22 protein-coding genes and 1 pseudogene are annotated in these 20,516 nt (G+C 63.6%); 13 read left to right on the forward strand and 10 right to left on the reverse strand.

Annotated elements, in window-relative coordinates; translation table 11 throughout:
• Nucleotides 1-37 precede the first annotated feature (37 nt).
• Both J3S28_RS05370 and J3S28_RS05375 read right to left on the reverse strand, forming a co-directional pair.
• Nucleotides 38-1,063, reverse strand: a complete 1,026-nt coding sequence (locus J3S28_RS05370) for an LLM class flavin-dependent oxidoreductase (protein WP_207838524.1) — start codon at nucleotides 1,061-1,063, stop codon at nucleotides 38-40.
• A 3-nt stretch (nucleotides 1,064-1,066) separates the two neighbouring features.
• Nucleotides 1,067-1,696: a TetR/AcrR family transcriptional regulator gene (locus J3S28_RS05375; protein WP_207838526.1), complete on the reverse strand. Its 630-nt coding sequence runs from the start codon at nucleotides 1,694-1,696 to the stop codon at nucleotides 1,067-1,069.
• Between the two features lie 69 nt (nucleotides 1,697-1,765).
• On the opposite strand from J3S28_RS05375, the gene J3S28_RS05380 reads away from it, so the two are divergent.
• Together J3S28_RS05380 and J3S28_RS05385 are read left to right on the forward strand one after the other, a co-directional pair.
• Complete coding sequence (locus J3S28_RS05380) at nucleotides 1,766-2,929, forward strand: phosphotransferase family protein (protein ID WP_372435941.1); 1,164 nt, start codon at nucleotides 1,766-1,768, stop codon at nucleotides 2,927-2,929.
• On the forward strand, nucleotides 2,926-4,041 hold the full coding sequence (locus tag J3S28_RS05385) for an Rv3169 family protein (RefSeq protein WP_207838530.1): 1,116 nt from the start codon (nucleotides 2,926-2,928) through the stop codon (nucleotides 4,039-4,041). The genes J3S28_RS05380 and J3S28_RS05385 overlap by 4 nt, the downstream gene beginning before the upstream one ends.
• Nucleotides 4,042-4,137: 96 nt before the next feature.
• Here the strand turns inward: J3S28_RS05385 and J3S28_RS05390 are convergent, their stop codons facing one another.
• The gene (locus tag J3S28_RS05390; protein ID WP_207838532.1) at nucleotides 4,138-4,608 is read right to left on the reverse strand and encodes a MarR family winged helix-turn-helix transcriptional regulator; all 471 of its coding nucleotides are present in this window, start codon (nucleotides 4,606-4,608) and stop codon (nucleotides 4,138-4,140) included.
• 113 nt (nucleotides 4,609-4,721) lie between these two features.
• On the opposite strand from J3S28_RS05390, the gene J3S28_RS05395 reads away from it, so the two are divergent.
• The 4 genes from J3S28_RS05395 to J3S28_RS05410 all read left to right on the forward strand — a co-directional run bounded on the left by J3S28_RS05395 (nucleotide 4,722) and on the right by J3S28_RS05410 (nucleotide 7,910).
• A complete protein-coding gene (locus J3S28_RS05395) occupies nucleotides 4,722-5,183 on the forward strand; it encodes a DoxX family protein (protein WP_207838534.1) in 462 nt (153 codons plus the stop codon).
• A 105-nt stretch (nucleotides 5,184-5,288) separates the two neighbouring features.
• Nucleotides 5,289-6,515, forward strand: coding sequence for a low temperature requirement protein A (locus J3S28_RS05400; protein WP_207838536.1), 1,227 nt, complete (start codon nucleotides 5,289-5,291; stop codon nucleotides 6,513-6,515).
• Between the two features lie 53 nt (nucleotides 6,516-6,568).
• Nucleotides 6,569-7,048, forward strand: a complete 480-nt coding sequence (locus J3S28_RS05405; protein ID WP_307796871.1) for a nitroreductase family deazaflavin-dependent oxidoreductase — start codon at nucleotides 6,569-6,571, stop codon at nucleotides 7,046-7,048.
• Between the two features lie 16 nt (nucleotides 7,049-7,064).
• The gene (locus J3S28_RS05410) at nucleotides 7,065-7,910 is read left to right on the forward strand and encodes a hypothetical protein (RefSeq protein ID WP_207838538.1); all 846 of its coding nucleotides are present in this window, start codon (nucleotides 7,065-7,067) and stop codon (nucleotides 7,908-7,910) included.
• Nucleotide 7,911: 1 nt separating this feature from the next.
• On the opposite strand, the gene J3S28_RS05415 is transcribed toward J3S28_RS05410, so the two are convergent.
• The 6 genes from J3S28_RS05415 to J3S28_RS05440 all read right to left on the reverse strand — a co-directional run bounded on the left by J3S28_RS05415 (nucleotide 7,912) and on the right by J3S28_RS05440 (nucleotide 13,161).
• Nucleotides 7,912-8,367, reverse strand: coding sequence for an SRPBCC family protein (locus J3S28_RS05415; RefSeq protein WP_207838541.1), 456 nt, complete (start codon nucleotides 8,365-8,367; stop codon nucleotides 7,912-7,914).
• Nucleotides 8,368-8,410: 43 nt separating this feature from the next.
• Nucleotides 8,411-9,622 carry a cation:proton antiporter gene (locus tag J3S28_RS05420; protein WP_207838543.1) on the reverse strand — a complete coding sequence of 404 codons (1,212 nt, stop codon included), beginning with the start codon at nucleotides 9,620-9,622 and terminating at the stop codon, nucleotides 8,411-8,413.
• A 65-nt stretch (nucleotides 9,623-9,687) separates the two neighbouring features.
• Nucleotides 9,688-10,077 (reverse strand): DUF732 domain-containing protein, encoded by a 390-nt coding sequence (locus J3S28_RS05425; RefSeq protein ID WP_207838545.1) that lies wholly within the window; start codon nucleotides 10,075-10,077, stop codon nucleotides 9,688-9,690.
• Nucleotide 10,078: 1 nt separating this feature from the next.
• Complete coding sequence (locus J3S28_RS05430; RefSeq protein WP_207838547.1) at nucleotides 10,079-11,437, reverse strand: hypothetical protein; 1,359 nt, start codon at nucleotides 11,435-11,437, stop codon at nucleotides 10,079-10,081.
• Nucleotides 11,438-11,590: 153 nt separating this feature from the next.
• Complete coding sequence (locus tag J3S28_RS05435) at nucleotides 11,591-12,070, reverse strand: carboxymuconolactone decarboxylase family protein (protein WP_207838549.1); 480 nt, start codon at nucleotides 12,068-12,070, stop codon at nucleotides 11,591-11,593.
• Nucleotides 12,067-13,161: an NAD(P)H-dependent amine dehydrogenase family protein gene (locus J3S28_RS05440; RefSeq protein ID WP_207838551.1), complete on the reverse strand. Its 1,095-nt coding sequence runs from the start codon at nucleotides 13,159-13,161 to the stop codon at nucleotides 12,067-12,069. Before J3S28_RS05440 ends, J3S28_RS05435 begins: the two co-directional genes overlap by 4 nt.
• A 1,172-nt stretch (nucleotides 13,162-14,333) precedes the next feature.
• On the opposite strand from J3S28_RS05440, the gene J3S28_RS05445 reads away from it, so the two are divergent.
• Nucleotides 14,334-14,765 (forward strand): DUF309 domain-containing protein, encoded by a 432-nt coding sequence (locus J3S28_RS05445; protein WP_237341125.1) that lies wholly within the window; start codon nucleotides 14,334-14,336, stop codon nucleotides 14,763-14,765.
• Between the two features lie 16 nt (nucleotides 14,766-14,781).
• Here the strand turns inward: J3S28_RS05445 and J3S28_RS05450 are convergent, their stop codons facing one another.
• Nucleotides 14,782-15,582 (reverse strand): HugZ family pyridoxamine 5'-phosphate oxidase, encoded by an 801-nt coding sequence (locus J3S28_RS05450; protein ID WP_207838553.1) that lies wholly within the window; start codon nucleotides 15,580-15,582, stop codon nucleotides 14,782-14,784.
• Between the two features lie 44 nt (nucleotides 15,583-15,626).
• Here J3S28_RS05450 and J3S28_RS05455 point away from each other — a divergent pair, with 44 nt between their 5' ends.
• The 6 genes and pseudogenes from J3S28_RS05455 (at nucleotide 15,627) to J3S28_RS05480 (ending at nucleotide 20,515) form a co-directional block, all read left to right on the forward strand.
• Nucleotides 15,627-16,307, forward strand: a complete 681-nt coding sequence (locus tag J3S28_RS05455) for a VOC family protein (RefSeq protein WP_207838556.1) — start codon at nucleotides 15,627-15,629, stop codon at nucleotides 16,305-16,307.
• A 166-nt stretch (nucleotides 16,308-16,473) separates the two neighbouring features.
• Nucleotides 16,474-17,391, forward strand: coding sequence for a UbiA family prenyltransferase (locus tag J3S28_RS05460; protein ID WP_207838557.1), 918 nt, complete (start codon nucleotides 16,474-16,476; stop codon nucleotides 17,389-17,391).
• A gap of 44 nt (nucleotides 17,392-17,435) precedes the next feature.
• A pseudogene (locus tag J3S28_RS05465) lies at nucleotides 17,436-17,731 on the forward strand (DUF1905 domain-containing protein).
• Between the two features lie 69 nt (nucleotides 17,732-17,800).
• Nucleotides 17,801-18,682 (forward strand): DUF1295 domain-containing protein, encoded by an 882-nt coding sequence (locus J3S28_RS05470; RefSeq protein ID WP_207838559.1) that lies wholly within the window; start codon nucleotides 17,801-17,803, stop codon nucleotides 18,680-18,682.
• A complete protein-coding gene (locus tag J3S28_RS05475; RefSeq protein ID WP_207838561.1) occupies nucleotides 18,679-19,836 on the forward strand; it encodes an FAD-dependent oxidoreductase in 1,158 nt (385 codons plus the stop codon). The genes J3S28_RS05470 and J3S28_RS05475 overlap by 4 nt, the downstream gene beginning before the upstream one ends.
• Before the next feature lie 289 nt (nucleotides 19,837-20,125).
• Nucleotides 20,126-20,515, forward strand: a complete 390-nt coding sequence (locus tag J3S28_RS05480; RefSeq protein ID WP_207838563.1) for an STAS domain-containing protein — start codon at nucleotides 20,126-20,128, stop codon at nucleotides 20,513-20,515.
• The last annotated feature ends 1 nt before the right edge of the window (nucleotide 20,516 follow it).

A 20,516-nucleotide genomic window follows, 5' to 3' on the forward strand; every position in this document is an offset into this window, starting at 1 on the left:
TTGCAACGTGTGCACGTGACTGGAGCGTGTGCCTGTGTCAGTTGGGTTTTCGTGTCCACCCCAGCTTGGGCCCGAGGTGCACGGCCATGTCCGTGATGATCTGGAGGTAGTCGGCCTCGTCGAAGGAGAACGGCAACGCGAAGGCGACCTCCTGCGCCCGCAGGAAGCCCGCGTGGGAGAACAGGATCTCGGCGATTTCGTCGGACGATCCGACGATGTCCGGCGCGAACATCATCTGTCGCGGCCCTTGCGGCGACAACGTGCGATCGAAGCGGGCCGCCGCGTAGTCCTTGTACTTCCGGACCTGTTCTGCCGTTGCGGAGTCCGTGGGTATCACCACCAGACCCTGTGACACACGGGATTTTTCGGGATGGGGATGATTGGCCCGATACGCGTCGATGTGCTCGCCTTGAATGGTCGCGAAGTCGCGCGAGTCGGTTCCCTCGGTGTTGACCACCGAACTGGTCAGATAGTTGAGGCCTTGTTGTCCGGCCCAGATGGCTGAGGAGAGCATGCCCCCGTACCAGAGCCGATCGATCAATCCGGGTGAATGTGGCTGGACGATTCGGGAGAACCGCTCGATACCCACCGTGCCCTCGAAATCGCTCACAGGTACCCCGCGGATGTTGTCCATCAGGCGCAGGACCCGATCCTTGCTGAAGTTCTCGAGGTCGTACGACTCCGGATACAGCTTGGTCTTGAAGTCGTCGTACCGCATGGGGGTGCCCACTGACACGCCAGGATTGATCCGGCCACCGGAGAGCAGGTCGACGGTCGCGAGGTCCTCGGCCAATCGCAGGGGGTTCTCCAGTCCGAGTGGAATGACCGCCGTGCCGAGTTCGATGCGCTTGGTGCGCTGGGTCGCAGCCGCCATGACCGCCACCGGCGACGAGATCCCGTATTGAAGGTGCCGGTGTCGCAGCCACACGCTGTCGAATCCGAGTTCTTCGGCCAGTTCGATGGTGCGTAATGTCTCCTCGTGGCCGGTTCGCGGGTCGGCTGGGTCGAAGCGCCCGATGGTGAGAAAACCGAGCTTCTCGAGGGTCTGACCTGGCTGTGGCATGTTTCAACCTCCGGCATGCGTCGAATCCGGCTGGCCCGCGATTCCGTGTAAGACGATAGTCGTCGTCTGCTCGACCCAATCGTCGTCGAGTTCCTCGTCCGGGCGGAGCAGCACTCTCAGGATGGTGCTCCCGCCGATGACCTCGAGCAGTCGGTCAGGGTCGACGCCGGCCCTGACCTCACCACGCTCCACGGCTCGGTGGAGCCGAAGACGCATCGCCGCGAACACGCCGTCTTGAAAGCGTTGCATGACAAGCTCGTTCAGTACCGGATCGGCACCGACCTCCCCCAGGAGTCCTGGCAGCGCAGCCCGGGTCACCGGATCGGTGAAGATCGACCGGGACCCTGCGATCAGCGCACGGACGTCCGTGCTGAGATCGCCGGACTCCGGGATGAGCGTGGTCACAGGGGCCGGGAACGCGGCCTCGTGGACCAGCTGGGCTTTGCTGGACCAACGACGATAGAGGGCGGTTTTCGTGGTGCCGGCGCGTTGGGCGACGGCGGCGAGCGTCAGCGCCGAATAGCCGATCGAGACGAGCAGTTCCGCGGTGGCCCGCAGGATCGCTTCATCGATGCTGCGGTCACGCGGGCGCCCGGCGGGGGCCTTGTCATCAGGTGGGGCCTCTGCTTTCATTACGCTACCAACCGTATCGTAATCTGCGTCACACTTTCCATGAGGTGTGCAGGCTTCCGGAAGGGCATCGTGGCCACTGAACAACCGCTTGCCGACATGAAACTCCAACGTACGAGCCGAGATGTCACCACTCTTCCAGATCGTCTCGCCGCGTGGCTGTCGACGGTACTGCCCGGCGGTGTGGTGCCGGACGTCGTGGTGGACAGCGGCATCGAATCCAACGGAATGTCGTCGGAGACCATCGTGCTCACCGCCACGTGGGACACCGGCGCCGAGAAGACCACCCACCGCTATGTCGCTCGGGTCACCCCGGCGGCCGAGGACATCCCGGTGTTTCCGACGTACCGGCTGGACCACCAGTTCGAGGTGATGCGCTTGGTCGGCGAGTTGACTGATATCCCCGTGCCCCGGGTGCATTGGATGGAACCCACCGGTGAGGTGCTCGGGACGCCGTTCTTCCTGATGGATCACGTCGACGGCCTCGTGCCGCCCGATGTGTTACCGTACACGTTCGGGGACAACTGGTTTCACGATGCTGGCGGTCAACGGCAGCGCAGCCTGCAAGATGCCACGGTGAAGATCCTCGCAGAATTGCACTCGATCCCGAATGCGTCCGAGATCTTCGCCTTCCTCGGCGAAGATGCCGAAGGGGACACGGCGCTGCGCCGTAACGTGAACTGGTGCAAGTCCTGGTACGAGTTCGCGGTACCCGGTATCGGTAGATCAGCGTTGCTGGACCGCGCGTTCGTGTGGCTGGATGACAATTGGCCGACGACAGCCGATTCGGCCGACCCGGTCCTGCTCTGGGGTGACGCTCGATTCGGCAACACCCTGTATCAGGATTTCGAGCCGGTGGCGGTTCTCGACTGGGAGATGACCGCACTTGGACCCCGCGAGCTCGACGTGGCGTGGATGATTTTCTCGCATAGAGTCTTTCAGCACATCACGACTCTGATGGGACTGCCGGGAATGCCCGATGTCCTCCGCGAGGAGGATGTCGTCGCGACATACACCGCACTCACCGGGGTCGACATCGGCGACCTCAGCTGGTTCTATGCGTACGCCGCGGTGATCTGGGGTTGCGTGTTCATGCGCACCGGAGCGCGGCAGGTGCACTTCGGCGAGATCGAGATGCCCGACGAGGTCGACGGGTTGTTCCACCACCGAGCACTGCTGGAAGAGCTCATCGCAGGCAACGCTCACTTCACCACCGGCCAGGGAGATGCCAAATGATCGGTCCCTTGGACGAGTTTCCCATCCACCAGACGCCGTTGCCGATCGGTCTGGTCGATTCGAGTGACCGAAACTTCTACGACCGCAGCTATTTCAACGCCCATGACCGCACCGGCAACATCTTCGTGATCACCGGTGCCGGGTACTACCCGAACCTGGGTACCAAAGATGCCTTCGTTCTCGTGCGCCGCGGTGACGTCCAGACGGCCGTGCACCTCGGCGATGCGATCGATTCCGACCGACTGAACCAACGCGTCAACGGCTATCGTATCGAGGTCATAGAGCCCCTCCACACACTCAGGCTGATCCTGGAGGAGACCGAGGGCATCGCCATGGACATGATCTGGCAGGGATCGTTCGACGTTCTGCAGGAGCAGCCACACATCATGCGAACCGGCAGCAGGATCACGCTGCAGGCACAGCGATTTGCGCAGGTGGGCACCTGGCGCGGCGTCGTCTCCGTCGACGGGAGCGACATCGCGGTCGATCCGTCGACCTGGGTCGGGACCCGCGATCGATCCTGGGGTATCCGCCCGGTGGGAGAGCCCGAACCCGCGGGACGGCCGGCGGACCCACCGTTCGAGGGCATGTGGTGGCTATACGTGCCTATGCGTTTCGAGGAGTTCGCGATCGTCTTGATCATGCAGGAGGACCCGAACGGTTTCCGGATCCTCAACGACTGCACCCGGGTCTGGCCAGGCGGCCGGCTCGAACAACTGGGCTGGCCGAAGGTCACGATCCGCTATGCCTCCGGTACGAGGGTGCCGACCGGCGCGACCATCGAGTGCACCACACCGGACGGGTCACCGCTGATCCTGGAGGTCGAATCCCGGCTCGCAGTGCCGATACATCTGGGCGGAGGCTACGGCGGCGATCCCGATTGGATTCACGGCTCCTGGAAGGGTGAGAAGTTCACCGAACGGGTCACCTATGACGTCACCGACGAGGCGAATGCGGGACGGGTCATGTTCGGAGTCATCGACCACGTCGGCCGGGCTGTCTGCAACGGGCCTGGGGCCGACGGTGTCGAGGGGTTTGGGCTGTTCGAGCACGGCGCATTGGGCAGGCATGACCCGTCGGGCTTCGCTGATTGGTTCACCCTGGCGCCCTGAGCGCAGGGCCTTGCCACAAGCGCACACACTGCGACGACGTACCGATGGCGCGAAAGGTGGTGCGTGTCAGGATTTCCGGCGCGTTTGCGCGTGCGGTCACTGCGAGTTCGGGGTCGGTTCGTTGATGCGTTTGCCGATGGCGGTGAGCTGACGTATCTGTGCTCGGCTCAGCCTGTCGACGACCAGGCGTCGTACATGTGCCGCATAGCCGGGAGCCGTGGCGACGACTTTCTCCCACCCCGCCTCCGTCAGTGACGCGTTGGTGAATCGTCCGTCTTCCGGGCAGGGTTTGCGCTGCACCCAATCACGCTTCTCGAGCCGCGTGACCACATGCGACAACCGCGACAACGATCCGTTCGCTAGGTCGGCGAGCGTGCTCATCCGCAGTGTGCGATCGGGGGCCTCGGACAACGAAGCGAGCACCTCGTATTCGAAATGGGTCAACTGCGCATCGCGCAGCAACTGCGCGTCCAGTGCATGAGGGAGCCGCGACACAAGGATCGCCACCTGGATCCAGGCGTCCATCTCTTCATCGTCGAGCCAGTTCGGCTCGGGCTCGTTGCGCATCGCTGAATTCTAGTCCGAGAACTCGAGTTGATCCGTCATTTGACGCTTCAAGTCAATCTCCCTAACATTCACTTGATACATCAAGTCAATTCACGAGTGAGGGCAATCGAGACATGAACAATCCCATCATCCGAAGCACCGGAATCCTGCTCGCGCGTATCGGCCTCGGAATCGTATTCCTGGCTCATGGCCTGCAAAAACTCAACACTTACGGATTCGACGGCACCAAGGCGAGCTTCGAGGGGATGGACGTACCACTGGCTCCGGTATCGGCGTTTGCGGTCACCTGGCTCGAGATCCTTGGCGGTATCGCGTTGGTGGCCGGCCTGCTGACGCCCATCATCGGAATCCTGTTCTTCCTCGACATGCTGGGGGCGTACTTCTTCGCTCACATCGACGCCGGCCTGTGGGTCGCCGACGGTGGTTACGAGCTGGTGCTCGCTCTGGGTGCAGGCGCATTGCTCCTCGCGGTCGTCGGCGCGGGTCGCTTCAGTATCGACGCGGTGCTCGGAACCAAGGTCGGATGGCTCGCCGCCGACACCACCCGGACCCGGGAGACCGTCAGCGCCGGCTGACGCCTGTGGGGCGAGCACAGTCTGTGCGCGTCCCCTGGGTTTCGTGGTCCATCGTCTGGGGTATCAACCAGGGATGTATCCGCACGCCGACGTCGGCACACTCTGATGACCGTCGACGGCAAGGACCAGACGCCGAGCGATCGCGACGACAACGCGGGGGGACAGCAAACCCCGATCAACGAACCCCCGCGGCTCCGAACTGACGACAACCGGGCCGCGTCCAGGCTAGAACTCTTCTACGACCTCGCCTACGTGCTGGTCATCCACCAGCTCGCGATCGCGTTCACCAAGGATCTCACCTGGCACGGAGCCGCGGTGTTTGCGGGACTGTTCACGATCACGTGGTGGTCATGGGTGACGATGACGTTGTACGCCAACCGATTCGACACCAACGACGTCATCTATCGAGTCCTCAAACTCAGTGCGACGTTCGCGGTTGCGGTGATGGCGGCCAGTGCGGGATCGGTCCCGTCATCCGGGGTTGCGGCCTTCACAATCGGCTACGTGGCCACCCGCATCGCCCTCGCTGTCTTGTACGCGCGGGCCTGGGTGCACATCGTCGACTCCAGGCCGACCATCAACCTGTACTTCGCCACCACAGTTGTCAGTGCACTCCTGTGGACGACGTCGCTGTTCACCCCCGGCCCGATCACGTACGGACTATGGGCCACCGGAATTCTCATCGAGGCATTGGCGCCCGTTGCCGCCACCCGCTGGGGCCCGGACATCCCGCTGCACCTCGACCATCTACCGGAGCGGTTCGGGCTCTTCGTGATCTTGGTCCTCGGGGAATCCGTGTCCGCGATAGTCCTGGGAATGCACGACACCCACTGGGCGCTGTCCTCGATCGTCGTGGCAGCGTTGGGATTCACGATCGCCGCCGCGATGTGGTGGATGTATTTCGACATCGGAGGGGCCGAGGCCAAGACGCTGCTGCAGTCCGACGACGATGCGCACAGCAGTGGCCGGGCGGATTCATACATCTACGGTCATCTGCCGTTGACGTTGGGCGCCGCTCTGCTCGGGGTGGGTGTCGAGCAGTATGTTCTGCATCCCGTCGGCGAGCTGACCTCTGGTGGTCGCTGGGCGCTGTGCGGTGGTCTCGCACTGTTCGTCGCCGGTGTGTGCATGGTGCTGGCCGGCAGCGCGCGGACGTGGCGAGCGGTCTTCCCGTGGCCTGCGGTGGCCATCCCGGCCATCGTGGCCGTCGGATTCATCGACAACGCACTCCCGTTCGCCTCCGCGATCTTTCTGGCCATCGGATCCACCATCGCCGTGGTCACCGGCATCATCCGACGACGGCAGAGCACCATGAGAACCACGGAGACCTGATCGATCGACGCACTGACCGCGTGGCGACCCGGTGAAGTGGGTAGCCTGACCCGGTGGGGATTCTGACGCCGCTGGCGGTCAAGATAGGTGCGGTCTCGTGGATGCCGAAGATGCTTCCACTCATCGAGAAGTGCGACGTGCGACTGCAGAGTGCGACAAAGGGCCGGGTCAGCGTTCTCGACATAGCCGGGCTGCCCAACATCGTCCTGAGGGTGCCCGGCCGCAAGACCGGCAATGTGCGGTCGACGCCCTTGCTCTGCGTCCCACAGGACGGTGGCTGGTTGATAGCCGGTTCGTACTTCGGCAATCCCAAGCTGCCTGTGTGGGTGCTCAATCTCCGCGCCTGCGAGACTGCGGAGGTGGTCCATCGCGGGAAGACGCGCATCGTCACGTGGCGTGAGATCACCGGGACCGAGCGCGAGCAAGCGTGGCAGACCCTTCTCGACACCTGGCCGAACTTCGCCATCTACGAGCAGCGCACCGAGCGGCTGATCCCCGTCTTCTTCCTGGCCCCCGGACCGTCCAAGTCGTAGGTGGAAGGACCGGGCGGTGGACATCAACGAGGTGACCGACGAGCTCTATGGTCTCGATCCGAACGATTTCGTGAAGGTCCGTGACGCCCACGTCAAAGAAGCCCGAGCACAGGGCGATCGAGCTCTTGCCACTGAGATCTCGCAGCTGCGCAGGCCGACGTTGGTCGCTTGGATGGTGAATGTGCTCGCCCGCGAACACTCCGATGACGTCGAGAAACTCCTCGAATTGGGGGAGGCGCTACGTGATGCCCAGCGCCATCTTGCCGGCGATGACTTACGTACGTTGACCACGCAGCGGCAGAAAGTGGTTCGAGCGATGGCTCGACAGGCCGGTGAGTTGGCCATCGACCACGGCCACACCGCGAGTGAGAACGCGCTCCGAGAGGTCGGGCAGTCGTTGCACGCCGCGTTGGCCGACCCCGACATCGCCGAGCAGGTGCGAGCCGGTCGACTGGTGACCGCAGTCAGCTACAGCGGGATGGGACCTGCGGGGATGGCCGTGGTCGGGGGAGTGTCGCGGAAGGCGAAAGTTGCTCCAGCGCAGAAGAAAACACCGAGTGCGCAGGAGCTTGAGGCTGCACGTGCGGCGGTCTCTGCGGCCGAGAGCGCCGAGAGGGATGCTGATTCGGAGCTGTCAGCGTTGCTGGATGAGGCAGCGAAGGCTGCCGACAAGGTGGCTGCCGTCGACAAACGAGTCGACGAACTCCGGGAGCAGCTCGCTCAGGCAGAACAGGAACGCCAGTTCGCGACCCGGGCTCACCAGGCCGCCACCGATCAGGTCGAGGCAGCGCAGAAAGATCTGACCTCAGCGCGCGAGGAGTCGGAAAACGCACGCCGGAACCTCGAGGCGCTGGAACACTAGATCAGCGGCCGGCAAGCGCAGCGACCTGCGTGATGGACTCGCGCATCTTGTCCGCCGACACCCGAGGCAGATTTCGTCGGGCGAGGTACTCGGGATCTGTGACACGCGACCAATCGCACGTCTGTGTCACACGCGTTCCGTCTTCGGTAGCTGTCAGCTCCCACTCCCATCGCACCCCGACGGGCGGCCGATCAGGGCGCGCAGGCATCCAAGCGATCACCTTGTCGGGTTCAAACGCCACGACGTGATTGACGACCTCGTAGGGTCTGCCCGACTCATCACGCATCGCAATGGCGAATGTTGCTCCCTCACCGGCGATCCGGCGTGGTGCGTGGGCCAGCTGAAGCATCCCCGAGCCGTCGAGTTCGACGTGTTTCGCCGGATCGGTGAGAACGCTGAACACCGCGGACGGCGTCACGGGTACTTCGACGCTCACCGACAAGTATTTATCCGCCACATCTTCGACCCTACTGTCAAAACTCTTTCCTGGGCACAACGCCTTACTGGGCGGATTCGGGGGTCGAGTGCCGTTCGTACCACTGAGCGACCAGCGTCGAACCGATGCCATGGATCACCACACTGCCCAGCACTGTCACCGTCATCGCATACAGGGTGTCGTTGGCGATCCGGCCTTCGAGTGCGTTGTAGGCAAGCAGCCCGAACACGATGGATGCGGTACCGCGGGGACCCAGCATGCCGATCACCAGTCGGTCGGTTCGGCTCAGCGTCGTACCCAGCAGCGACAGGTACACCGGTACGATCCTCAAGATCGTCAGCGCTGCGATCGACAGCACGATGATCTGCCAGACGAAACCGAACTCGAGCACCAACACCGCGGTGCACCCGAACACGAACCACATTGCCAGAGCAGCGAGCACACTCACATCATCTACAAGGCTGAGCTCCGACTCGGTTGGCAGAGTCGACCGCGCCGCCTTGTAGGCGATACCGCAGATGAACGCGGCGACGAAACCGTTGCCGTGCAACTCCGTTGCCGAGCCATAGGCCAAAAGGGGAAAGATGACAAGGCTGATCCGGATCGATTGTTCGGTCGCGAAACCTCGCGCCATCGATTGGTTGGTCAGCCAGGCAGCCACGACACCGACCACGCCACCGGCGACGATGGCGTAGACCGCTGACGGCACCGCGGTCTCGAGTGCATCTACCGGACCCTCCGCATGTGAATGATCGCCGGCGAGGGTCAGCGCGAAAATGAACAGCGGCGCGACGATCCCGTCGTTGTAGCCGCTCTCGATGTTGAGGACGTTGCGCACCCGCAGGGGTATTCGTTTGTCCCGGACCATCGATGAGGTGGGCGCAAGATCGATCGGGATGGCGATGCACGCGATGACGAGCAGGACGCCGATCGACAGACTCGGCAGCAACGCGGCTCCTGCGAGCAGGGCTCCGCCGATCGACAACGGCATCGCGACGAGCAGCAGTCTGACCGAGATTCGTCGTTCCCCGGCAAAATATCCGCCCTTGACCTCAGTGGCATCGACGAACAACAGAACCGCCAGGATCAATTCCACAACCTTTTCGGCGGCAATGGTGTTGAGCGTCTGACCGATGTCGTTGCGAGTGCTGAGCCCGATCGCGATGCCGGCGGTGACCATCAGCAGTGGTCCCGAGATCCGCAACCGCGCCAGGCGTCCGGCAACAAGCGACCATCCGACGATCACGACCAAGGCGATGAGCACGGACGTGGTCACGACGGTGACCCGTCTCCGTCGCTCCTGAGCACCTGATGATCGTATATGCGGTTACTCAGGTGGGATCAGTTGCCGGCGAGCTTGGCCGAGTTGCTCGTGCAGTACAGGGGGACACCGATGTTGATCAGAGTCCGCGACTTGGACTCGTCGAGGCCGGTCTCTTCGGAGATCTTGGTGACCGTGTCATTGAGGCTGGTGCCGTTCGAGAGCTCGTCGCATGCCGTTTGCGCTGCGGCGATCTGGTCTTCCCGACTGCCGAAGGTGGCGTTCTGGGACTCCAGCGCCTGGATGTAACCGTTGTCCTTCACGTCCCCGGCTGCGGTGGACGCGTTGTCGACGAGCTGTTCGGCACTACTGCGGGCCTGGTCAGTCGCATTCTGTACGTCTTCGCTGCTACACGCTCCCACGAACAGCACAGTGCCCAGGAATGCGATCAGTGCCACAAGCTTTTTCATGTCAATCCCGTTTCGTCGTCGAGTACTCCTGAGAACGATAGGCGATTGCCGGGCGGGCGATGAGGTCGATCGCCAGCAGAGCGAGTACTGCGACGATCACCGTCACCATCACGACGAGCCCTGAGGGATAGTTCCAGAAGACCAGCGCGATGATCGCCACCGCGACCACAGCGACACGCAACGGTGTCCGGAACCTCGCCGCAGCGGACTCGATCGGATGCGGAACTCGTCCCGCGGCATTGCCTCTGGCCGCGTTCAGGCCGCGCCCGAAGGCCTCACGCACCGCGGCAGCCGATCCGGATGACCCGGTGAGGTATCCCACCACAGCAATCACGACAGCGAGGACGGCGACCGCACGCAGCGTGGTACGCAGCGGTACGAGGATGGTGTCGATGAGGACCTCCGCAGCGGCGGGTGAGAGGACGTCGGCGGGGACCGCATCGAGATATATCGACCGCCCGATACTGATCGCGACGGCCAGCAGCGCCATGGCGACTGCGAGTGCGATCCCGAAGAGTGAGAACGCCCTTCTCCGAGAACCCCTGGGGGCGGCCCATATTGCTGCAGCGCCGACCAGGAGAGTCAAGAACGGGAGGATCGTCGATGCCTTGTCCAGTGCGGAGACCGCATTCTGAGCCTTCACCAGATCGGGCGACTGGAAGACGACGAATGACTTGTCGATGTCGGGAATTTTGTCGGCGAACGAGAACCCGCGATCCTTCAAAGCGTTTCGAACGTTGTCGATGATCGGGCCGAGTTCGATGCTGACAGTGCCGTCGTCGTCGATGGCGATCGCAGCATTCGTGTCACCGGTCAGAACCGCCGCCAGTCGTTGATGGGCTCGTCTGTTTGCCTCGATCCACAACGTCTCGAACTGGTCGGACCTGACCAGCGCCGTGACTGCCTCCCGGATGAACGACTGCGCTTGCGAGGTGAGTACCGGTGCGAGACCGATGACGGCCGGCGGCACGTTGGGTGCGTTCTCCGTCAGCGCGGTCAGCGCTTCCTTGGTGACGTTCGCTATATCGCCGCGAGCCATGATCTCCGCAGTGACCTGATCAGCCAGTTCATTCTGCAGAACGGCATTGTGCGCGAGCGGTGTCACGGTTGCGACATAGCGGTCGGTGTCGAGGACCTCGCTGCGCGCAAAGCGCGCCAGCACAGCCGAGAACGCCAACACCGCAACCAAGACCAACAGCAGACCGGTCGCTGTCCACCGCAGTCCGCGCCGTTGGTTCGGCGCCACGCCCGCACCTTGATCGCCGGACGCACCTCGACTCTCGGCGAGCTCGCGCCGGAGGCGTTCGAGTTCGGCGCGCTCGGTCGGTGTCAAGGGTTCGTCGGCGCTCGGAGCCACCATCGGTCGGCCTCATCTCATCGGTCGGACGCGCCATCGCGCGGCCGACGTCGCCGATCCGGCGACCCCGCCGAACCCCCTCGGGAACGCGCCTATGAACTCTGACCCAGGACCGGCGTCGTCACATCATCCGAATCGGATGAACAGAAACCCGACTCAATGGCCGGGCAGCACGCAGACCGAGTCGATGCCGAGGACATGGTTCAGGCGCCCGAACGCCAGCCACGACCCCAGGCACATGCTCAGTTCGACGATGTGTGTCTGGTTGTACGCGGCGGTCATCCGCGACCAGAAGTCGGTGTCGAGGCCGTGGTGGTCGAGCGCATAACGCTCGGCGTATTCGGCCGCCAGTCGCGTGCGATCGTCGAACGCGTCCGTGGTCCGCCAGTTCTGCACGGCCTCATCGAAAGATGCCTCGACCTTCTCGCCGTCGCGCTCGGTCCGCCAGTCCTGACAGAACACACAACCGTTGATCTGCGCGATGCGCAGACGCGCGGCCTCGAACTCGCGGAGACCGAGTGTGCTGTCGGAGTACACCTTCAAGGAGAAATTCGCGGCTGCTCCGCCGATGCCGGGGACCATCTCGCCCCACACATAGTTGATGGGATCCTTGCCCTCAGGAACGTCGATGATCATGCCGGTGCCATCCTCGTGAGTTTGCCGACCGCCGGGACGAGCGGTACGTCGAGCGCGTCGTAGAGGCCGGGTCCCGCAGCCCGGAGCCAGCCAATGGAGTTGACCAGACGGCCGACCGCGGTGGCGTTGCCACCCGCCGCACGGTTGCCGCCCTCATCCGTGGCCTCCACCGAGATCTCGATGCGCGGGCGGCCTTCGATGATCACCTTGTGCGCGCCCGCTCCACCGTCGGGCGGCATCGGCCAGTCCGGGGCACAAGATGGATGGATCCGCGTGACGTGTTCGATGACGATCAGCGGCTCACCACCGACCATTCCCTGCACCTCGAACCGTATGGCGCCCTGCGTGCCGGCCTCGAACGTGCCCATGTGCGCAGTGTCGACGCCGGTCTCGAGAGGGCGCCGCAGTAGTGTCTCGCGAATCTCGTCGATGTCGACGCCGAGTGCCCGGGCGATGAGCCTGATCTGCCCACCCCACACCATGGTCGGGACCGACGGCGCCACCATCGGTGGCTCGTAGTCCATCGGTTGACCCATCCCGATGAGGTATCGAACGGAGTCGGGTTGGTCGTAGGTGGTGTAGTCGAAGATCTCCTGGCAGCGAACCTGCTCGACTTTCGAGGCCAGTCCGCTCGCGAGAATGGGCAGGATGTCGTTGCCCCAGCCTGGATCGATGCCGGAGACGAACAGGGAGCCACCGCCGTCGGCGATCGCCGAGAGGACCGGGTCCCGCAGTTCCGGCGGCGCGGAGGTGGGATCATACAGGGCATAGAGGGAAGGACTGACCACGGTGGCTCCCGCCCGGATGGCGCGGGTGATGTCGATCAGTGCCTCATCGGGGCGGATGTCACCGGACGCCGCGTAGACGACGGCGTCGGCGATCGCAAGGGCTTGCGAGATGTCGGCTGTGGCGGCGACTCCCAGCACTCGGCCGATATCTGCCAGTTCACCGGCATCGCGTCCGGCCTTGGCAGCGTCGTGCACGACGACGCCGACGAGGTCGAGATCCGGATGGGCGTCGATCGCGCGAATCGCCGCGCGACCGACGTTCCCGGTACCCCAGACCACTACTCGAATCGAAGTTGAGCTCATCACCCGACGATATAGAACACGTTCCAGTTTTGCTGGAGCTCCGGAATATCGGACTCGGTGGATGTACCGGGAGCCCGTCGATGTTCGACTGCAGTCCGCCCTGGTCGGCGCGGAGGTCGTCGAGGAACAAAGACGAGTTCTGACTCGACGATCGCGCTCGGTTCGCGGAAATCGCTGACGATTGGATGGAACACGTTCCCCTTTTGAACGTATTCCGACTTACGGCCGATGGGTTACTATTCCGGAGTAAGAACTATTGATTGGAAACTCAGTGGCGTGCGCGACCTTTGATGGACAGGTCGAAATGCGTTCCGGAGTTCGTGCAGTCACTTGATCGAGTGACAGACATGGGGCGTAGAGCATGATTGGCTGGGCAGCCTTGGGGAGACGACATTGATGAGATCAGATTCGGGAGCAATCGAATTGATCGCCACACTGCGTCGGTGCCAGGCAGCAGGCGACGTGGACGCCCTTTACTTTTGTGCGGCATGGCTGCACGGGTGCGGGGATCACGACGCGAACGCTGCACTGTCTTCGCTCGTTGATGACGCCGACCTCAGGACCGAGGCGATTGACGCCACGCTACGTCAGTTGGCCCGACAGCGGTTCGATGACCTGGTGCAATGGTGTATCGAGACGGCAAGCGTCCTGAACGGCGGGGTGCCTGCCGACCCCTCCGTCTGGCTCCCGGGACTCACATATGCACTTCGTCGAGACGATTTTCAACTGAGCGCGGGAATACATCGGGTAGCGCTGGCCGATATGGCCCTGCTGACGTGTTCCGACGCGGCTCTGGCCCGTAATGCAACTCATATTCGGGCCTACCAGACGGTGCGAGCGGCTTTGTTAGGCCGCGCAGCTGCTCGGAACTGATCGATTAATGGGTCATATGACCCAGTTCTGGAGGCGCATCTACATTGGTGAATGCCCTTCGAAATGTAAGCTCAAGGCGTTCATTCGTGATAATGATTATTCGGTCTGATGACGTGAATAATTGCAATTCCCCTGTTCTGGCCGTATTTATCCGACTCTCCGGCCCGCTGTGGGTTTTGCGAAATGCCAGTGTGTTCGTGAGTTCACGCATACGAAACCAATTGGAATGGCGGACCTTGTCGGGGACTGTCGGCGGTGCGTGACGACCCGCGTACGGTGTGCGTCGGGAGGAAATCATCATGGCCACCAGAGATCGTGACGAAGAAGGCAGGGCGCGTCAGGCGCGGCCGCGTGATGCGCTCGGCCGACCCCTTCCGCACGGCGAGAAGGGCGTCGAGCCGGTTTCCGAAGTGCCGATGCCGCCTGAGCAGACCCTCGAGGTCGCTCGCGAACTGGTGTGCGCCGGACGTCCGTTCTCCGCGCATGAGGTCCTCGAGGTTCGCTGGAAGACAGGACCCGACAGCGAGCGCCCACTATGGCAGGGACTCGCACAATTGTGCGTCGCCCTCACGCACGCTGCGCGTGGCAACGCGATCGGTGCCGACCGGCTCCTCGAGCGAGGCGCACGACACCTCGTCGCCTATCGCGAGTCTTCGGGACCACTGTATGGCCTCGACCTGGACGCCCTGATCGCTGATGTTCGCGCCCGAATTGTCGTTGAGTCTGCCTGAGGCGCGGAGGGGTCGACTAGGCCCGAGTGCGTGCCCGGCGCGCCAACTCAACTGTTGCCGAACGTAGTTCAGCCAACGCGTTGATCGGCTCCGAATAGCCGACACGGGTATATGCGATGCCCCGGGGAGTCTGGACCCGCAAGTCGAGTCCATAGCGATCGGCGCCGGTGCACACGGCCGACGTGGTGTCCGGAAACCCGCCGAGAGTCTGCGCCATCGCCAGCAGCGAATCAGCATGGTCGTCGTTGAGATGAACGATGGCACCCGCGGCACCGGGCGACACCGGATCGGGTGCGGCGGTCGCATAGTCGGCGGCGCTCGCCGAATCCATGCGTCCGTAGCCACCGACCCATCGGACTCTTTCCACCCGAAGTACCCAGAGCGAGAAGTCACTGAAGTCGATGTAGTACTTCGCGGCCGGTACGCCGGCGAGGTGGGCTTCCCGAGCGGCCGTGAATTCATCGCCGGTCGGCCGCTCGACGTGGCCGGCGAGGGTGATCCTGGCACTGGCCAAGGGATCGGCCTCGGCATTCGGGGCGACTATGGCGATACTGGCGCGGCCATCGCCCGCCAGGTTTCGCCCGTGCTCTGCCATATGCGAAACGCAGAGGACTGGGGAGCCCTCGAGCAGACCGTAAGTGATGAAGGACGCCCACGGCGAACCGTCGGACGTGAGGCTCGCGAGGGTACCGATGTTGGTGGATTCGGCGATCGTGCGTGCCTCTTCGGCTGCGGAGGGCCGCTTGGCCTCTGCGACGTCGCTCAGGGGCGGTGGAACGGAGGGGGCGTCGCCGGGGTCGCCGTGATCGAGAGACATGGTCGAAACGGTACTCGACCGGTCGTGCGTGGTTCGATGAACTCATGACTGATCTGGCGAAGACGGCTCTGGGATCGTCGTTACTCGTTGTGAGCTGCGATGACGTCGATGGGTCCGGCACGGCGTACCGACAGCTACTCGGCGGCGATCTCCGCGTGCGCAACGGATCTGTCGAGTTGACCCGCACCGCCGGGTCGCACCGGGCATTCTTTGCCGTCGACGATCACCCGGCGGCGACGACGTTGCTGCGTCGCCGAGGAATGGATCTCGACGAGGTGACTGCGACGCGCACCGCATCGTCAGTCGTTCCGGCGGTGGGGGTGGTGGCTGCGTCGGAGTTCTCACCCGGACCGGATGTCGGCGATATCGAGTCGATCGACCATCTCGTGTTCAATGCGGCCGACAGAGACGCCGCCGTAGCGTTGTTCGCCGGGTCTCTCGGGCTCGACTTTCGTCTGGAACAGGCCATTCACGACGGAATTCACCAACTCTTCTTTCGCAGTACACAGGTGGTGGTCGAAGTGGTGATCGGGGCGCAGGATCAGGAGACGACCGCATCGCTGTGGGGTATCGCGTGGCGATCGCGGGACATCGGCGAAACCCATCGGCGATTGTCGGATGAAGGAATGTCCCTGAGTGAGATCCGAGTCGGTCGTAAGCCAGGCACCAGCGTGTTCACCATCAGGGAGCCGGCGTTCGGCCTCCCGACGCTTGTCCTGGGCTGACGCCGGCGCTGCCGAATGAGCCTGAGCCCCGGACACTTTCGGTGACCTCGCGGTGCACGCTCGGAGGCAGGCCGCGAAGTGATACCGCCAACGCGGCGCACCACGAGTAAACTCAGCGCGTCTGCAGGCGGTTGCGCGCGGAACTCGACATCGATACGGGGAGCGAATGTTGCGGTTTGAAGGGGGTCCGACGCGGGGAGCAACGTCGCGCTGGAGCCTGCGACGGGAAATTGCGATCACGGTTCGGCTCAACGCGGACAACGTCTGGGTTGCGAGTCTGCCCCCTCTGCTCTTCACCCTCACCGCTGCGCTGAGGTTCGAACTCTCGGGATTCGATCTGGCTGTCGCTCTGCTGCAGGGTCTGGTGTGGTCGCTGCTCTTCATCTATGTCTTCGACACGGCCAATCAAGCAGGTGGCTCGCAGGAGGACCACACCAACAAGCCGTACCGTCCCATCCCGGCCGAGATGGTCACGCCAGAGGGCATGTGGCGACGGAGCTATATCAGCTCGGCGATCTTCGTCGCGCTGTCGGCGTTCCTCAGTCCGATCACCTGCATCATGGCGATCGTGTGGGTGGCGACCGTTCAGGTGACCCACCACCTGCTCCGGCCCCGGCACTATCGCTACTGGAAGCCGGTGACCACCTGGGTCGGGGCGATCGCCCAGCTCGCAGGCGCGTGGGCCATCGCGCACCCTCTCGACGACGTCGGGTGGTACTGGACGGTGGTGATCGCGACGATGTTCATCATCCCGCTGCCGATCGAGGACGTGCGTGACATGCCGGGCGACGAACAGTCCGGACGAGTGACCTACCCGCTGCGTTACGGGGCCGAGCCGGTCCGACGTTGGTTCGTCGTGATGATGGCAGTGTGGCCGGTCGTGGCGTACCTGCTCTTGTTCCACGGCAGCGGGGCCTCACGCGCGGCCGTCCTCACCGCCGCCGTTCTCATGGCGGCACTCTGCTGGCCTACCGCGATCCTGACGGGTATGCGCGACACCTACTCGCGAAACCGCTTGGCGTACAAGTTGTACAGCTTCGTCCATGTTGTGCTCGTCGGATGCGCACTGCTACTCCTGTCGTGAGCTCGGGTCCTCGACCGATGAGATCGGGCGCCCCCGGTGGTCTGATGGAGACCAGCTTTGATACGGAGGTCATCATGCTTGACAAGACATTCACCGAGACGTTGCAGAAGAGTCCGGCCAAAGGCGGTTGGACCTACGTCGTATGGCCGGACTCGGCGGCGTTTTTCGGGACCCGTGGACTGGTGAAGGTGCGCGGCACCGTCGATGGTCACCCGTTCACGAGTTCGTTCATGGCATTGGGGATGGTCGACACAAGTTACCCATCAAAGCCGACCTCCGTGCTGCCCTCGGCAAGGAGGCCGGAGCGACGGTGACCGTCCATCTGACGGAACGGCTGTGAGCCCCCTGCGGCGAACGCGCCTGCGAAGGCGCCGCGAAAACCGGTGAGCAACTGGCAGTATCAGGAGTCGTGAGCAAGAACGCATCGATCGTCCGTGTCGGCCTCGCCTACCTGGTGGCTCTTCTCGTGGCCGCGGTGTGGCTTGCTGTCGGCCCCGATACGGCCTGGCTGTGGCTCGACACCCTCATTGCTGACCTGCTGGCCACACTGGTGATCTTCGCTTTCAGCCGCGTGCACAAGAACTCGAGCTTCTACGATGCCTACTGGAGCGTGGTGCCACCGGCCCTGATGATCTATTGGTGGGCGAGCGGCGATGTCGGACTCGACGCGGTGCACTGCTGGTTGATCCTCGTCGTCGTCGTCCTGTGGGCAGTTCGACTGACAGCGAACTGGGCGTATGCATTTCCTGGTCTCCACCACGAGGACTGGCGCTACGGCATGCTTCGCGGCCGTGCGGGTCGCTGGGAGTTCCTCACCGATCTGGTGGCCATCCATCTGATCCCCACGCTGCAGGTGTTCCTCGGGATGCTGCCGGTGTATGTGGCCGTGACTCGAACGGGCGACCAGCTGACCTGGCTCGCAGGCCTCGCGTTCGTCGTCGGAACAGGGGCCGTGATCCTCGAATACGTCGCCGATGGGCAGATGCATCGGTTCATTCGCGACCGAAGTCCCGGGCAGGTGATGGACCAGGGTCTGTGGAGCTGGTCTCGCCATCCCAACTACTTCGGTGAGTTCGGTTTCTGGCTCTCCTTGGCGCTCTTCGGGGTCGCTGCGGCTCCCGCCGACGCATGGTGGTTGTTCGCTGGTGCTGCAGCAATGCTGGCCATGTTCCTGGGGGCCAGCATCCCGATGATGGAGCAGCGCAGCCTCGAGCGGCGGCCCGACTACCAGTCCGTCATCGACCGGGTGTCACGATTCGTGCCCCGGCCCCCGCGCAGGGTGACGGTGTGAGACGTGCACGCGTGGTCGTGGCGGGTTTGGGTGACACGGGTGTGCTCACCGCGATGCATCTGGCGCGGCACACCGACGTCATCGGGATCTCGGTCAAACCCGGTCTCGTCAGCGGTCAGGAACTAGGGGTCCGGCTGTCGCGCCCCGATGACTGGAGCAGGGACTACTGGACGTCGTTCGAGCGTTTTCGTCGACTCGACCGGGTCCGAACCGTCCACGGCGAACTGACGAGTGTCGATCTGGCGGCGCGAACGGTCAGAGTCCGGCACGATGACGATTCCGAGTCCGCTCACGAATACGACACCCTGGTCATCTCGACCGGCGTGACCAACGGGTTCTGGCGTCGCCCGACAATGCAGTCGTCGGCCGAGGTGGACGCGGAGCTTCGCGACGCACACGATCGACTGGCTGAGGCCGAGTCGGTGCTCGTGATCGGCGGTGGGGCAGCTGCGGTGAGCAGCGCGGCCAATCTGGCCGCCCGATGGCCCGCCAAGCGAATCGACCTCTACTTTCCGGGCGCCAGAGCGCTATCGCGGCATCACCCACGGGTGTGGCGACGAGTACGGCGCCGGCTCGACGATCTCGGAGTCATCTGTCACCCGGATCACCGGGCTGTGACCTGGCCCTGCCCGGCGTCCGCGGGTAGTGGTTCCGTCACCGACCATCTGACGAGTGGGACGGTGGAGTGGACAACAGGACAGACACCGGCGACGGCAGACGCCGTCCTCTGGGCGATCGGCCGCGCTGTTCCCAACACCGCTTGGTTGCCTTCCGACATTCTCGATGAGCGGGGATTCGTCCGTGTCTCGGCTGATCTCAGCGTGCCGGGCCACGACCACGTGTTCGCCATCGGAGATGTTGCGGCCACGGACGAATTCCGGACATCGGCCCGCAACCGGGCCGACAAATTGCTCGCGCGGAACGTCCGGGCAGATCTGGGCGGCCGGAAACTTCGTGACTACCGCGAGAGAAAAACTCTGTGGGGCTCCGTGCTCGGCGCGCAGCCCGACGGACTCGAGGTGTTCACCCCGGGTGGGCGCAGGTTCCGTTTTCCGGCTTGGTCGGTTGAGCGCGTGCTACAACCACTGATCGTCAGGCGAGGTATCTACGGGGGAGTGCGACCGAAGACATGGGGTGAGACAAACCTGCCGTGACCCGGCGATCGTCACGGCAACCCGGCCAAGAAGAAGATCAGCACTTCGACGGTCCCACAACATACCAATGAGTAACATCGCGGTGGACGAGCAGTGGCCGTGTATGACTGCCGGCCGATCAATGCTGCCGTCGTTACCGATTCGTGACCGCGCAGTCACGGTTGCGCGCCGAAGCGTGTTTGTGGATTGTCTTGTGCGCGTGCGTTTCCTAAGGTCAAAGCAGACCCTGTCAGGACGCGGCGGAGTGCTCTCACCAGTTTGGAGTCAACCAATAGAAGGGGCGCCGATCATGACCCTCAATTCTCTGCGCACCAGGACCGACCTCGGCCCCGCGGACGCGTTCCACCCGGCCAAGTGGTCGTTTGCCATCGCAGTCGAACCTGTCACCGAGAGGCACGCGCTGGTGCGTGTCCGCGGCGATGTCGACATGGTGACAGCCCCGCGACTGTTGGCCGGGATCAACGAGGCAATCGCCGACCACACCGACATCACCGTCGACCTTTCCGACGTCAACTTCTTCTCCTGCGCGGCAGCCGAGATCGTCCTGGCAGCCTACGCACGGCGACCAGAAAGTTTTCGAATCCTGGCCCCGTCCAGGGCAGCGCGGCGAGTGCTCGACCTGTTCGCCGATGACCGTCTCATCTACGACATCGGGGTGGACTCGGGGCCGGTGGACTGAC

The sequence above is a fragment of the Williamsia soli genome (assembly GCF_017377795.1).
Taxonomy (GTDB): domain Bacteria; phylum Actinomycetota; class Actinomycetes; order Mycobacteriales; family Mycobacteriaceae; genus Williamsia; species Williamsia soli.